General features: G+C 52.7%; 13 protein-coding genes and 7 tRNA genes. 13 read left to right on the forward strand and 7 right to left on the reverse strand.

All coding sequences use genetic code 11. The features are described 5' to 3' along the window. Positions 1–22 precede the first annotated feature (22 nt). The 5 genes from msrB to CR46_RS0103805 form a co-directional block, all read right to left on the reverse strand. Positions 23–421: a peptide-methionine (R)-S-oxide reductase MsrB gene (msrB, locus tag CR46_RS0103785; protein WP_030070190.1), complete on the reverse strand. Its 399-nt coding sequence runs from the start codon at positions 419–421 to the stop codon at positions 23–25. 148 nt (positions 422–569) lie between these two features. After that, on the reverse strand, positions 570–2,156 hold the full coding sequence (locus CR46_RS0103790) for a gamma-glutamyltransferase family protein (RefSeq protein ID WP_030070191.1): 1,587 nt from the start codon (positions 2,154–2,156) through the stop codon (positions 570–572). Positions 2,157–2,182: 26 nt separating this feature from the next. After that, positions 2,183–3,508: a TRAP transporter large permease gene (locus CR46_RS0103795; protein ID WP_030070192.1), complete on the reverse strand. Its 1,326-nt coding sequence runs from the start codon at positions 3,506–3,508 to the stop codon at positions 2,183–2,185. A gap of 3 nt (positions 3,509–3,511) precedes the next feature. Then, positions 3,512–4,021, reverse strand: a complete 510-nt coding sequence (locus CR46_RS0103800; protein ID WP_030070193.1) for a TRAP transporter small permease subunit — start codon at positions 4,019–4,021, stop codon at positions 3,512–3,514. Between the two features lies 1 nt (position 4,022). Beyond that, a complete protein-coding gene (locus CR46_RS0103805; RefSeq protein ID WP_030070194.1) occupies positions 4,023–5,126 on the reverse strand; it encodes a TRAP transporter substrate-binding protein in 1,104 nt (367 codons plus the stop codon). A gap of 364 nt (positions 5,127–5,490) precedes the next feature. Between CR46_RS0103805 and CR46_RS0103810 the strand changes: the two genes are divergently transcribed. The 13 genes from CR46_RS0103810 to CR46_RS0103870 all read left to right on the forward strand — a co-directional run bounded on the left by CR46_RS0103810 (position 5,491) and on the right by CR46_RS0103870 (position 11,084). Further along, a tRNA-Glu gene (locus CR46_RS0103810) sits at positions 5,491–5,566 on the forward strand. 40 nt (positions 5,567–5,606) lie between these two features. Next, positions 5,607–5,681: transfer RNA gene (locus tag CR46_RS0103815), tRNA-Gly, on the forward strand. A gap of 21 nt (positions 5,682–5,702) precedes the next feature. After that, positions 5,703–5,778, forward strand: a tRNA-Glu gene (locus CR46_RS0103820). A 27-nt stretch (positions 5,779–5,805) separates the two neighbouring features. Further along, positions 5,806–5,880, forward strand: a tRNA-Gly gene (locus CR46_RS0103825). 4 nt (positions 5,881–5,884) lie between these two features. Next, positions 5,885–5,960 (forward strand) — tRNA-Glu (locus CR46_RS0103830). Positions 5,961–6,007: 47 nt separating this feature from the next. Then, a tRNA-Gly gene (locus CR46_RS0103835) sits at positions 6,008–6,082 on the forward strand. A 171-nt stretch (positions 6,083–6,253) separates the two neighbouring features. Beyond that, entirely contained in the window at positions 6,254–7,216 is a 963-nt protein-coding gene (locus CR46_RS0103840) for an ABC transporter ATP-binding protein (protein ID WP_030070195.1), read from the forward strand. Next, complete coding sequence (locus CR46_RS0103845; protein ID WP_030070196.1) at positions 7,213–7,986, forward strand: ABC transporter permease; 774 nt, start codon at positions 7,213–7,215, stop codon at positions 7,984–7,986. The genes CR46_RS0103840 and CR46_RS0103845 overlap by 4 nt, the downstream gene beginning before the upstream one ends. 64 nt (positions 7,987–8,050) lie before the next feature. Then, positions 8,051–8,881 (forward strand): NADPH-dependent 7-cyano-7-deazaguanine reductase QueF, encoded by an 831-nt coding sequence (gene queF, locus CR46_RS0103850; RefSeq protein ID WP_030070197.1) that lies wholly within the window; start codon positions 8,051–8,053, stop codon positions 8,879–8,881. 47 nt (positions 8,882–8,928) lie between these two features. Next, positions 8,929–9,489 carry a nitroreductase family protein gene (locus tag CR46_RS0103855; RefSeq protein WP_030070198.1) on the forward strand — a complete coding sequence of 187 codons (561 nt, stop codon included), beginning with the start codon at positions 8,929–8,931 and terminating at the stop codon, positions 9,487–9,489. 13 nt (positions 9,490–9,502) lie between these two features. After that, a complete protein-coding gene (locus CR46_RS0103860; protein ID WP_030070199.1) occupies positions 9,503–10,021 on the forward strand; it encodes a YiiD C-terminal domain-containing protein in 519 nt (172 codons plus the stop codon). Positions 10,022–10,133: 112 nt separating this feature from the next. Further along, positions 10,134–10,221: transfer RNA gene (locus CR46_RS0103865), tRNA-Ser, on the forward strand. A 380-nt stretch (positions 10,222–10,601) separates the two neighbouring features. Then, a complete protein-coding gene (locus tag CR46_RS0103870) occupies positions 10,602–11,084 on the forward strand; it encodes a hypothetical protein (protein ID WP_030070200.1) in 483 nt (160 codons plus the stop codon). Positions 11,085–11,494: 410 nt separating this feature from the next. Here the strand turns inward: CR46_RS0103870 and CR46_RS0103880 are convergent, their stop codons facing one another. Then, positions 11,495–12,187, reverse strand: a complete 693-nt coding sequence (locus CR46_RS0103880; protein WP_030070201.1) for a DUF3047 domain-containing protein — start codon at positions 12,185–12,187, stop codon at positions 11,495–11,497. Then, positions 12,174–12,389 (reverse strand): zf-HC2 domain-containing protein, encoded by a 216-nt coding sequence (locus CR46_RS18610; protein ID WP_084180351.1) that lies wholly within the window; start codon positions 12,387–12,389, stop codon positions 12,174–12,176. The genes CR46_RS0103880 and CR46_RS18610 overlap by 14 nt, the downstream gene beginning before the upstream one ends. Positions 12,390–12,499: the final 110 nt, after the last annotated feature.

Below are 12,499 nucleotides of genomic sequence, written 5' to 3' on the forward strand. Positions count from 1 at the left end.
TTGATCGAGGATTTAGTGATAATTACTCGTCAGGATGAAATTCTAGCGACACTGAATTAATGCAGTAACGCAACCCGGTGGTATCTGGTGGGCCATCAGGAAATACGTGGCCTAGATGGGCATCGCAGTGCGAACACACTACTTCAGTGCGCCGCATACCGTGAGAGGTGTCGCTGTGCTCTTCAACACAACGTGTTCCCAGTGGGCGGTCAAAGCTTGGCCAGCCGCAGCCCGCATCGAATTTATGCTCGTTTTCAAATAGCGGGGCATGGCAGCACACACAGTGGTAGATACCTTGGGAGTCGCTGACTTGATAATCACCGGTAAAGGGGCGTTCGGTGCCTTTTTCACGCGCTACACGGTACTGTTCTGGAGTGAGTTGCTTGCGCCATTCGTCGGGGGATTTTTCTATTTTCGCCATGGGGGTCTCCTCTCCCTCTGGTTACCGTTAAACAGAGGCTTACTAAGCAGGCTAGCGTATCACTAGGTAGAGTGACAATAACGTAACGAATCGATAGCCTGCCTAGATTCAGCATGTGTGAACAGTAAGAAAACCGCCAGTTGGTTGTTTACACGCTAGCCGCGCCGCCGTTGCTGCGAGGATCGTGGGCGCTTTCAATTAAGCCGTCTGGGTGCCGAACAATGCCTCCTGCATGGCCCATGGTGTCGCTAAATGAGTCAGGTAATACTTCGACATCGTGCCCAGCCGTCGCAAGTGCAGCGACTAAACGGTCATCAAAGCGGTCTTCAAGTTTAAGGTTGGTGCTAGAGTCTCCCCAGGTACGGCCCAGTAGCCAGCGCGGAGCAGTTACCGCTTGCTGTAGCGGCATGCCATGCAGGGCATAGCGAGAGAAAACCGCCGCCTGGGTTTGTGGCTGTCCTTCGCCGCCCATGGTGCCGTACACCATGGTGCGGCCATCATTAAAGGTGGCAAGTGCCGGGTTAAGGGTATGGAAGGGCTTGCGGCCTGGGGCAAGGCCACGTAAATCATCTTGGTTAAGTGAAAAGCTAATCCCGCGGTTTTGCCACAATACGCCGCTTTCTGGTAGCACCACGCCGCTGCCAAACTCCCAATAGATGCTTTGGATAAAACTGACCGAGCGACCTTCGCTATCGACGGTGCCCATCCAAATAGTATCGCCAGGTGCGGGTTCATGGGGCCAGGGTAGCGCCTGTTCGGCACTGATTTCAGCGGCCTCTGCGCTAATGCGCTCCTCACTCAACAACTGTTGCAAGGGAACCGGCACACGACGAGGGTCGGTTACGTAGCGGTCACGCAACATAAAGGCACGCTTGGTAGCTTCAATAAGGCCATGCAGGTGGTCAAAGCCGTTTGGCTCAGCCGCTTTAATACGTTCGTAAATACCTAAAATCATCAGCGACGCCATACCCTGGGTAGGGGCGGGCAGGTTATACAGCGTAGCGTCTTGCAGGCGTACGTGAAGAGGTGTGACTTGCTGAGCATGGTAGGCGTGGAAATCGTCTAAGCGCAGTGGACTGCCAAGTGTTTCTAAATCCCGTGCCATGCTGGTGGCCAGCTCACCGCGGTAGAAATCATCCAGCCCCGCGCTTGCCAACCGTTTTAGCGTGGCGGCAAGACGTGGCTGTCGAAGACGCTGGCCTTCACGGGGGACCTGGCCGTCAATCAACAGAGCATCGCTAAAGCCAGGGCTTTGGCTTAGGCGCTCCAGGTGCTTGGCAGTCAGTGTTTCCTGGCTCTGGGTGACGGCCACACCCTCATCTGCATGACGAATGGCATCGCCGAGCAGCGTGGAAAGGGGGAGCGACTCTCCCCAACTAGCCGCTACTTTTAGCGCCTCTTGCCATCCACTAATAGTACCCGCCATGGTTAGCGCGGCCTTTGGGCCACGTTCAGGAATACTTGCTTCGCCAGCATAAAAATCGCTATTAGCAAGCCCCGCAGCGGGGCCGCAGGCATCAATAGCGATAGGGGCTTTACCGGGTTCGTGAATCAGCCAGAAACCATCACCCCCTAGCGCATTCATATGCGGGTACACCACGGCAATCGCAGCCGCTGCGGCGACCATCGCCTCTACTGCGTTGCCGCCTTGTTTCAACACATCACGCCCTGCGCTTGCAGCAAGATGGTGGGGGGCAACACAGCTGCCGCCATAACTACGTTGAGTGTGGAGCATCGTCCTTCCTTTGTTATTGATTAGGATTACCAGCCAATGGCGTCAGGTAGCCAAGTGGCAATGCTTGGAAATAGAAATACCAGTGCAACGGCTAAAAACTGCAGAGCGATAAAGGGGAGTGCGCCCTTATAAATATCCAGCGTAGAGACTTCTTTGGGTGCGACGCCCTTCAAAAAGAAGAGTGACCAGCCAAACGGCGGGGTAAGAAACGACGTTTGCAGTACCAAGCCCACCAATATGCCCAGCCACACCATATCGACTCCCATTTGTACAAAAAAGGGAAGAAAAAGAGGTAGGGCAATATAGCTAATTTCGATCCATTCCAGGAAAAAACCAAGCACGAACATCAATAGCAGCATAAACAGTAGTGCGCCTAGCTCGCCGCCGGGTACCCAATCAAACATACGCGCAACTAGGTGCTCTCCGCCCAAGCCGCGAAAGGCGAGACCAAACACTTGTGCGCTGATCAAAATAAAGAACACCATGGCAGAGATAACCAGGGTTGCCTTAGCGACATCGGTGAGCAATGTTAACGTCAAGCGGCCTGAACAGGCCACGAACAGTAAAGCACCAAGTGCACCCATGGCGGCGGCTTCGGTCGGTGCTGCAATACCACCAATAATCGAACCAAGCACGGCAAATACCAGACCAACCGGCGGACCCACAACGGTGACTACTTTAATGAGCAGCTGTTTTTTACTCAGCTGGGCGCGCTCTTCCGCAGGAATCGGAGGCATCATGCCAGGGTACAGCTGAGCAACCACTAAAATAGCAATAATATAAATACCTGCCAGTGCTAACCCCGGCACCATGGCTGCAGCAAACATAGTACCCACTGACTCACCTAAAATTTCCGCTAACAAAATCAGCACTAGGCTGGGCGGAATAATTTGCCCCAATGTCCCTGAGGCACAGATCATGCCGGTGGCCAACGTCTTAGGGTACCCGCGTCGCAGTAGGGTGGGCAGCGTGAGCAGGCCAAGCGTTACAATGGTTGCTCCAACAATGCCGGTTGCGGCTCCCAGTAGTACGCCGACAAAAATAATCGCCACACCCATGCCGCCGGAAAGTCCTCCAAACAGATGGCCGATCACATCAATCAACTCTTCAGCAAGCTTCGACTTTTCAAGCATCACTCCCATAAACACAAACAGCGGTATCGCCATAAAGGTGTAGTTGGTTACCACGCCGTAGATTCGTGAAGGCAGTAGGTTAAACAGCATCGGGCCAAAGCCTATATAGCCAAATATAAAGGCGGTGACGGCAATGCTGATAGCGACGGGAATACCGATTAAGAGCAGTAAAAAAAAGGCAGCGATCATGCCGATCGCAAGCCATTCGTTAGGAGACATGTATTATTCACCTCGGCTAGGAAGGGCAAACCCTTGTCGTAGCGCATGGGCTAGGCCTTGTAGCGCAAGCAAAAGAAAACCAAACGGGATAAGGGCTTTAAGCAGCCAGCGTAGTGGCAGGCCTCCAGGGTTGGGCGAGGCTTCGCCGCGTAAGAAAGATTGCTCTACCCAGGGCAGTGTTAACCAAGCAATATAAAGCCCCATCATGAGCAGCAACAGGCCGCCAATCACTTCAATGACTCGCTGCAAAATGATAGGGAAGCGCTCGTAAAAGACATCCACACGTACTTGTTCACCAACAAACAGCAGATATGACATACCAAACAGCGCAATGGGCGAAATTAAATGCCACTGAAGTTCTTGCAGCCATACTGCGCCAACGCTGAACAAATAGCGCATCACCACATCGCCAGCCACTAACGCAACCAGCACCACGCAGAGCCAGGCAGCGATCCCGCCAAATAGCCGGACCACCGCCTCGATCCCGTGGACAATACGTTCCACGGTTTGCATATCAGACTCCAATGATGTCGTTTAACCAAGCGCGCTCACTAGCACCTGCCCAGCGATCATGGTTCGCTTTGAATGCCATGTAGCTATCGTGCACTTTGCGCACCATTGGGTCGGCATTAGCCTCGCTAGCTAACGTATCCATGGTGGCTTCCCGCAGCGCGTTGACGACTGGCTCAGGCAGCATGCTGGCGGTTACTCCATGGTTATCAACCAAGTCGGTCATGGCTTCGCCGTTAACGGCTTCTGACCACGTCACGCTCTCTAAACATGCAGCCATGCAGGCGCTTTTTACAATCATCTTCAGGTCGTCTGGCAAGGTGTCCCAGTGCTGTTTGGAGATTAGCAACTCACCGGTAGTGGAAGGTTCGTGCCAGCCAGTGGTGTGGTAGAACTTGGCCGCATTTTGTAACCCCATGCGTCGGTCTTGGTAAGGGCCAACAAATTCAGCGGCATCGATAACTCCACGCTCTAACGCAGGGAAAATCTCGCCACCGGGTAGTACCCGTGCATCCACGCCAAGAGCCGAGTACACCTTGCCAGCTAGCCCCGGCACGCGCATGCGAAGACCGTTTAGCTGGCCAATATCTTCAATAGGTTCTCTAAACCAGCCGGTCATCTGCACACCGGTATTGTTTAGGGGAAGGGCGATCATGCCGTAAGGCTCGTAGACTTCTTCCCATAGCTCTAAGCCACCGCCGTGATACAGCCATGCCATATGGCCCATAAAGCTCATGCCAAATGGCACTGTAGTGAAGTATTGCGCAGCAAAGGTGGTGCCAGACCAGAAATAGCTGTTGGCAGCGTTCATCTGAATAGTGCCGCTCTGTACGGCTTCAAAGCCTTCCAGTGCGGGAATCAGCTCGCCCGCAGAGAAGTGCTGAATCGTTAAGCGTCCGCCGGACATAGCATTAATTTTGGCGATGACATCGGTGGGGCTGCCAGGGCCTTCCACATAAAACGGCGAGCCTGGGCTGTAAGCATTCGTCATACGCCAGTTAAAACGCTCTGCGGGCTGTGCCTTAGCGATAGCAGGCGCACCCAGCACCAAGCCAGCAGTGGAAGAGAGGGCGGCGGTGGTAAGAAACTTTCGACGGGTAAAGGACATATAACACCTCATAGCTAGGGGAAGAGACTAGGAGAAAGAAACCGTGAGATCAGTTATGAGGTAGCAAAGGGTATGCCAGAAAATCGATTTTATAGTAAATAAAAGATTTTTAGACGGTTTGTCGGTCTCCGTAATGGCAGAACAACTACTCACACCGCATTAGTAAGCCGTGAAGTATGTATTTATATGCACCTAAAAGAGGCGTATTGCACAAACGAAGCACTCTCTTTGAGCGTTTTTTGAGCGTGCAAAGGGTGTTAAGAAAGTGCTGTTGATGGCAGGTAAAAACGTTTCGATTTCAGAGTGCTTGACAGCACATTAAGGGCTGAGTAATATACGCGCCACCTCGACGAGGCAATGAAACGTCCCATTCGTCTAGTGGTCTAGGACACCGCCCTTTCACGGCGGTAACAGGGGTTCGAACCCCCTATGGGACGCCACTTGTTTTTTTAGATAGAAAGTCGTTAAGGTATCGGAATTGCGGGAATAGCTCAGTGGTAGAGCATCGCCTTGCCAAGGCGAGGGTCGAGAGTTCGAATCTCTTTTCCCGCTCCAAGCATTCAATATGCTTACAGCGTCCCATTCGTCTAGTGGTCTAGGACACCGCCCTTTCACGGCGGTAACAGGGGTTCGAACCCCCTATGGGACGCCAATCCGATTTGCGAGTAACACAGGTTAAGCGGGAATAGCTCAGTGGTAGAGCATCGCCTTGCCAAGGCGAGGGTCGAGAGTTCGAATCTCTTTTCCCGCTCCAAAACGTCCCATTCGTCTAGTGGTCTAGGACACCGCCCTTTCACGGCGGTAACAGGGGTTCGAACCCCCTATGGGACGCCATCTCGCACTCTTGTAGTATGGTTCGTTAATAGTACTGTTTGTTATAAGCGGGAATAGCTCAGTGGTAGAGCATCGCCTTGCCAAGGCGAGGGTCGAGAGTTCGAATCTCTTTTCCCGCTCCAAACAAACATCTTGTTCATCCCTCCCTTGCTGTTTAAACACCGCATCGCACCTGAAGTGGCGATATTTCTGCGTGTCTGTCTTTCAAGCGGCTTGAAAAAATATACGATTGCCCCGATATCCTCCTATCTAGCTCGTTTCTCATGCTTCCCATTTGCTGACAGGACATATTCATGGCCGAACCGGCACTGTCTATCCGTGGCCTTACAAAAGTGTATGGCAACGGCTTTCAGGCGTTAAAAGGTATTAATTTAGACGTCCAGCAGGGCGATTTTTTTGCCTTGTTAGGACCCAACGGTGCGGGTAAGTCGACCACCCTGGGGGTGGTCTGCTCGCTAGTGCAGAAGTCGGCGGGTAAGGTATCGATTTTTGGCATCGATATTGATAAAGACTTCGCCAAAGCCAAGTACCAGCTTGGCGTGGTGCCCCAGGAATTCAATTTCAATCAGTTTGAAAAGGTCATTGATATCATTCTGGCCCAGGCGGGCTACTACGGAATGACCCGCAAAGAAGCCTTGCCCCGTGCTAAACAACTGCTCACTGACCTTGGGTTATGGGACAAGCGCAACGGCAGTGCGCGTATGCTTTCTGGCGGTATGAAGCGTCGTTTGATGATCGCCCGTGCGCTAATGCACCGCCCAAAACTGCTGATTCTTGATGAGCCTACGGCAGGCGTGGATATCGAACTGCGCCGCAGTATGTGGGAATACATGCGGCGTATTAATCGCGATGAAGGCACCACCATTATTCTCACGACGCACTACCTCGAAGAAGCTGAGAGCCTGTGCCGCAATATTGCCATCATTAATCACGGCGAAATTGTGCGCAACACCAGCGTGCGCAAGCTGCTGGCAGAGCTAAATACTGAAACCTTCTTGCTCGACCTTGCAGCGCCGGTTGCGCAAGCTCCCGTTATTGAAGGGTTTGAAATTCAGCAGATCGAGCCTTCCCAGCTGGCGTTAGTGATTCATCGTGGTCAGCAGCTTAATGATGTGTTCAGTGCCTTAAGTGAGCAGGGACTAACCGTGGTTTCCATGCGCAACCGCGCCAACCGCTTAGAGGAGATGTTTGTTTCCATGGTGGAAAGCAGTCAGCAAGCCATTGACCAGCGCGAGCGGCAGGAGGCGCGGGCATGAATGCAACGCAAACCCTCATCGCGCTGTGGACCCTAGTACTTAAAGAGATTAAGCGCTTTACGCGGATTTGGCCGCAAACCTTGCTACCGCCGTCAATCACCATGGCGATGTATTTCATCATCTTCGGTAACTTAATTGGTTCGCGCATTGGCGATATGGACGGCTTCAGCTACATGGACTTCATCGTGCCAGGGCTGATTATGATGTCGGTGATCACCAACAGCTACTCCAACGTGGCGTCGAGCTTCTTTTCGAACAAGTTTCAGCGCTCTATTGAAGAGATGATGGTCTCACCCATGCCCAACTGGGTAATCTTATTGGGCTTTATTTTGGGTGGTATGGCCCGAGGCTTGGGCGTGGGGTTAATTGTCACGCTGGTATCGCTGTTCTTTACCCGTTTAACAGTTGAACATCCGCTACTCACGGTGTTGGTGGTAGTGCTTACTTCGGCGCTGTTTTCCATTGGCGGTTTTATTAATGCGTTATTTGCTAATAAATTCGATGATATTTCCATTGTGCCAACGTTTATTCTGACGCCACTAACGTATTTAGGCGGGGTGTTTTACTCGATTTCAATGCTGCCCGATTTCTGGCAGGGCGTCTCTATGCTTAACCCGATACTGTATATGGTGAACGTTTTCCGCTATGGCTTTTTGGGCGTTTCCGATATTCCAGTAGGCTGGGCACTGGCCGCCATTGTTGCCTTTATTACTGCTTTGTTTATGGTGGCGCTCGCTATGCTAGAGCGCGGCAAAGGCATACGCAGCTAATGATATAACGGCGCCTATTAAAAGGGCGCTGAGTAGACGCTATTAATCAAGAGAGCAACACGTCATGGCAAATCGCCCCGATACCTTAGAACACGCGCCCCTGGGGCGCGATTCCGCTTACCCAGAGCAGTATGACGCTGGGCTGTTGTATCCTATTCCCCGTGCGGCGAACCGTGCACCATTGGGCATTGAGGATAATAATCTGCCGTTTGTAGGGGAAGATGAGTGGCACGCGTTTGAGGTTTCTTGGCTGAACAGCCGTGGTAAACCCATTGTGGCGGTTGCCCGCTTTCGCCTGCCTGCTGATTCACCCAATCTGATTGAGTCCAAATCCTGGAAGCTCTATCTCAATAGCCTTAACCAAACGCGCTTTGAAAGCCAAGAAGCGGTGCAACGTGTGCTTGTTCGCGACTTAGCTGCCGCGGCGGGTGCCGCCGTGAGCGTAGCGCTATTGGGTGTAGACGACAGCGAGCTTAACCCGCAGCGTTTACCGGGCGAATGCCTGGATGACCTGGATATCGACATCAGCGACTACACCCCCAGCGCCGCGCATTTGGTGGTAGGCGAAGAGATCGTCGAAGAGACGCTGTACTCCCATCTGCTTAAATCTAACTGCCCGGTGACCGGTCAGCCCGACTGGGGCAGCGTATTAATTCGCTACAAAGGCCCTAAAATTGACCGGGAAGGGCTGCTGCGCTATCTCATCGGTTATCGACAGCACCAAGACTTTCACGAGCACTGTGTCGAGCATATTTTTACCGACCTGATGCAGCTCAAGCCTGAAAAGCTGCTGGTGTTGGCCCGCTATGTACGCCGTGGTGGGCTTGATATCAGCCCATGGCGTGCAACGCCTGGGTTAACGCCGCCCAGCCCTTTACGCCTAGCAAGGCAGTAACCCATTGCGCTAAAGTAACGCCCAACCATCAACACCAGGGGAGTCTAATGGACGCACTCACGCTGCTTCACGAACGTAGCTCTATGGGGAAACTCACCGAGCCTGCGCCCACTGCTGACCAGCTCAGCGCCCTCTACCAAGCTGCGCTGCGCGCCCCAGACCATAAAGAGCTGCGCCCCTGGCGGTTTATTGAATTTAGCGGCGAAGGGCGCGAACGCTTGGGCGAGCTGTTCGCGGAAGCGGAGTTTCAAGAAGACCCCAGTGCTAGCGACGACACGCTCAATTCCGCGCGTAAAAAGCCGCTGCGTGCGCCGATGATTATTGCCGTGATTGCCAAGGTCACCCCAGATATTCCGAAAGTGCCGAAAATCGAGCAGGTGATTTCTGCCGGATGCGCCGCCCACGGCATTCTGCTGGCCGCCCACGCCTTAGGGTTGGGTGCCATGTGGCGCAGCGGCAAGTATGCCTTTGACCCTGTGGTGCGAAAAGGCCTATCGCTAGATGAAGATGACGAGGTAGTTGCTTTTATCTATCTGGGCAGCCTGGCAGGTCGCCATAAGCCGCTACCTCACCATAAGGTGGACGACTTTGTAGAGCGTTGGGATTAATGAGGAGCGCGTGATGGCCCAGCCACGTCAGCCGGGAGTGCCTTACCCCCGTTTGCCACTCCCTGAGACCCAGGAAGACCTTGTCGCTTTTCAGCAGTGGCTAGGGGAAGCGATTCCCATGGTGGGCGCGCTGGGGATTCAAAGCGTGACCCAAAGCGCCGCCCAAGAGGGCGGGGCTTTGACGTGGCTGCTGGCGCTTAGCCCGAACCTAAACGACAAAGGCACAGGCTTTGGCGGTGCGCTAACGGCACAAACCACGCTGCAGGGCTGGTGTTGGGTAACGTTATGGTTGCGTGCCCAGGGGCGGGCGCAAGATGTGGTGGTAGCCGAAGCCAGCCAGCGCTTTCTTGCGCCAGTCACTAGTGACTACCGCATCATTTGCACCCCCAGTGACCCCCAAGGCCCAGAACAGCTAGCAGAAAAGTTGCACACGCGGGGGAAGGGCAGCATTGCACTCACCCAGCAGCTCTACTGTGGCGACACGCTCTGCTTGGAAGCCAGCGGGCGCTACGCCGTGCTACCTGTTGCTTAAATCTTTACCTGGTGCTTAAATCTTTAAAAGGCTTGCTATTTTAGGCCTTAGACCATAGAATATGCGCCGTTCTGTTGGGAAAGGCAACGCCTTCACAACCGAGCAAAAAAGTGGAGAGGTGTCCGAGTGGTCGAAGGAGCACGCCTGGAAAGTGTGTAAGTCGAAAGGCTTCGAGGGTTCGAATCCCTCCCTCTCCGCCACAGAATATAGAAAAAGCCCGCTGAGCAATGAGCGGGCTTTTTTGTACCTACCATTTAAGTTAACCACATGCGGTTTGCTGTAAGCCCTGTTTTTGCCTATGCAAGGTGACAAGTGTAGTGTGCTTCGCTATTGTCATCTTAAGAATGGTGAGCAAAGATGAAGCCAAAACGAAAAAGCTATCACCTATCGCCGTGATTGGACTTATTAGAAGGCCTATTGATTCATATTTTCTTCTCAGCACGATAGGGCTCAAGATATAAAGCTAAAAGCCACGTAAATATATACTCTCAGCGCATATATCTACTCTGGATAAAAAGCCGCCCGAGTTACTAAAAGCTGTGCGTTTTGACAGTTTTAAACACTCAAGAAGGAAAGTCTCATGGATGCCGAGCAAAAGGATACAACACAGTTTTTCTTAAATAGTTGGCTTGCAGAAGCAGTTCATCGGTGTAGCTCTTTTTTGCATAGCGCTAATAAGCCATTTTCATTTGATGATGATTTCCATCGGCGGCGAATGTTTGAGGAACACTACGCTCTCACGGCTACTGTCATGAGTGTTCGCTTTGCAAAGCAGCTAGTCCATCACACTCCAAAAGAATTAAAGGAAAGCCTGGAGTCATTTATTATCGCAACCCAAGATGCGGTTGATGTTCGTGACATGCGTGAACACTCAGATGAATATTTTTTAGGCAGGGGGCGTAAGAAAGAAGATTTCTTCAAGGGTAGTGGGCAAGGCGTCCAATGTGACATGTCCTCGTCAATTCAGAACGAAAATGGCTACATGCTTGGCAATCTAATAGCCATAGAGACAGTTCGAGATGAGTGTCAGGCTCTACTCCAATACATCCGCGACAATGCTTAACAAATCATTCCATTTTGCTCCGGTCTTAACGGGGCTCTCCTGGACAGCTTTTCTCCGCTTCGCTACTTAAAAGGCTGTCGCTAAGTAATGGCGTTATACCACAGTGATCTAACGCCCGTTCGTGTCAGTTGCATTCTTTAGCAACCCACCCACCGCGCGCTCTCAATCACCCCTTACTCGGCGATGAGGTGGCCGCGGTGGGCTGGTGTCAGTTCCCTTTAAAAGGGTAGTATGCCGCTGAAACCTATCCCAGCGACGGCGACGATCACAACAATGATAACGACAATGGTAGTAGTCGATGGCATTGTTCTCTTCCTTTGAGAAATGAGTGTTATTGAAGCGTGGCTGTCATTGGCGTGTTTCGCACATTGGGCATTTTACGAACGGGCTTTTGCCGAATGGTAGACTCATCACTGCCGTGACTGCGGGCAGGAGGGGGCTTCGTTAGTGCTTGAGAAGCCTAAATGGGTAAACCAGGCGGTTGCATTCACACCTGCATTATCGCCGTCGCTCATTAACGCAAGGCCATCAATATGACTAGGGGCGCTGCCGAACAGGGCAGTGAAGTCTGCGCGTACATCGCGCACCTCTGCGACCCAGTCACCCACACGCTCTTCACCACTCTGTAGCGCCATCAGCTGTGCCCGCTGTGTAAAGGCATTTGGCCATGTGGCACCTTTGGGCTGGGCAGAGGCCCATACATAGTTCACAGACTCTACTTGCCAAGGCAGCAGCCCAGTTTTATAGGCGACATACACGCGCGCAGGGTAGTCATCGCCTGACTTGGTGGTTTCGTTAAGACCAGGGTAGGTGTTGCTCACTTGCCAGCACCAGTGCAGGTAGGGGGTTTCAGTCAGGTCAATGTCACGTTCAAGGTAGCGCGCTGATGCTTGCCCTTGAGATTCCGCTTCTAGCACCCGACGCCCTGACTTTTCAACAACCGCATAGCGAGTGTCGCCTTCAAAGCTGCGAGTCGCCCAGGTCATGATTTGATTGGGGGTGAAATGTATTTCCTGACCCAGTGCCGTGCCCGCTAATAGCGGCGCGCTGCATAGGCTAACGACGATCGCTGATACCGCCTTGAAACGGTTAATGCGAGCCATGATGGTCACCCTTTTCAGTCGCGTCGTTTGGTAAGGAGGGGTGGTGACTAGCAATGTTGTGTAAAAGGCCGAATTGGCGCATGCAGGCGCGGCAGGCACCGCACATTGAAAGATGAAACCGTAGGGCGGTGTTCTCACGAAAGGTGAGCGTTCTATCTTGCTTGAGTGACATTAAGCGTGTTGCTTCGCGGCACATAATCATAAGGTGGCCCTTTCACAGCGATGGGTAGGCGTCCACTCTACTGATGGGAGAAATGCCCATAGAGGCTATATCGCCTTACTCGTTGGTGCGGTTTACCTTCATTTCCTTAC

The sequence above is a fragment of the Vreelandella neptunia genome, from assembly GCF_000712975.1.
GTDB lineage: Bacteria > Pseudomonadota > Gammaproteobacteria > Pseudomonadales > Halomonadaceae > Vreelandella > Vreelandella qaidamensis.

Excerpts from the sequence above, each read along its gene's own strand:
- CR46_RS0103840 (WP_030070195.1), top strand. The coding sequence starts at position 6,254 with ATGGCCGAACCGGCACTGTCTATCCGTGGCCTTACAAAAGTGTATGGC.
- CR46_RS0103860 (WP_030070199.1), top strand. The coding sequence starts at position 9,503 with ATGGCCCAGCCACGTCAGCCGGGAGTGCCTTACCCCCGTTTGCCACTC.
- CR46_RS0103855 (WP_030070198.1), top strand. The coding sequence starts at position 8,929 with ATGGACGCACTCACGCTGCTTCACGAACGTAGCTCTATGGGGAAACTC.
- CR46_RS18610 (WP_084180351.1), bottom strand. The coding sequence starts at position 12,389 with ATGATTATGTGCCGCGAAGCAACACGCTTAATGTCACTCAAGCAAGAT.
- CR46_RS0103790 (WP_030070191.1), bottom strand. The coding sequence starts at position 2,156 with ATGCTCCACACTCAACGTAGTTATGGCGGCAGCTGTGTTGCCCCCCAC.
- queF (WP_030070197.1), top strand. The coding sequence starts at position 8,051 with ATGGCAAATCGCCCCGATACCTTAGAACACGCGCCCCTGGGGCGCGAT.
- CR46_RS0103800 (WP_030070193.1), bottom strand. The coding sequence starts at position 4,021 with ATGCAAACCGTGGAACGTATTGTCCACGGGATCGAGGCGGTGGTCCGG.
- CR46_RS0103870 (WP_030070200.1), top strand. The coding sequence starts at position 10,602 with ATGGATGCCGAGCAAAAGGATACAACACAGTTTTTCTTAAATAGTTGG.
- msrB (WP_030070190.1), bottom strand. The coding sequence starts at position 421 with ATGGCGAAAATAGAAAAATCCCCCGACGAATGGCGCAAGCAACTCACT.
- CR46_RS0103845 (WP_030070196.1), top strand. The coding sequence starts at position 7,213 with ATGAATGCAACGCAAACCCTCATCGCGCTGTGGACCCTAGTACTTAAA.
- CR46_RS0103880 (WP_030070201.1), bottom strand. The coding sequence starts at position 12,187 with ATGGCTCGCATTAACCGTTTCAAGGCGGTATCAGCGATCGTCGTTAGC.
- CR46_RS0103795 (WP_030070192.1), bottom strand. The coding sequence starts at position 3,508 with ATGTCTCCTAACGAATGGCTTGCGATCGGCATGATCGCTGCCTTTTTT.
- CR46_RS0103805 (WP_030070194.1), bottom strand. The coding sequence starts at position 5,126 with ATGTCCTTTACCCGTCGAAAGTTTCTTACCACCGCCGCCCTCTCTTCC.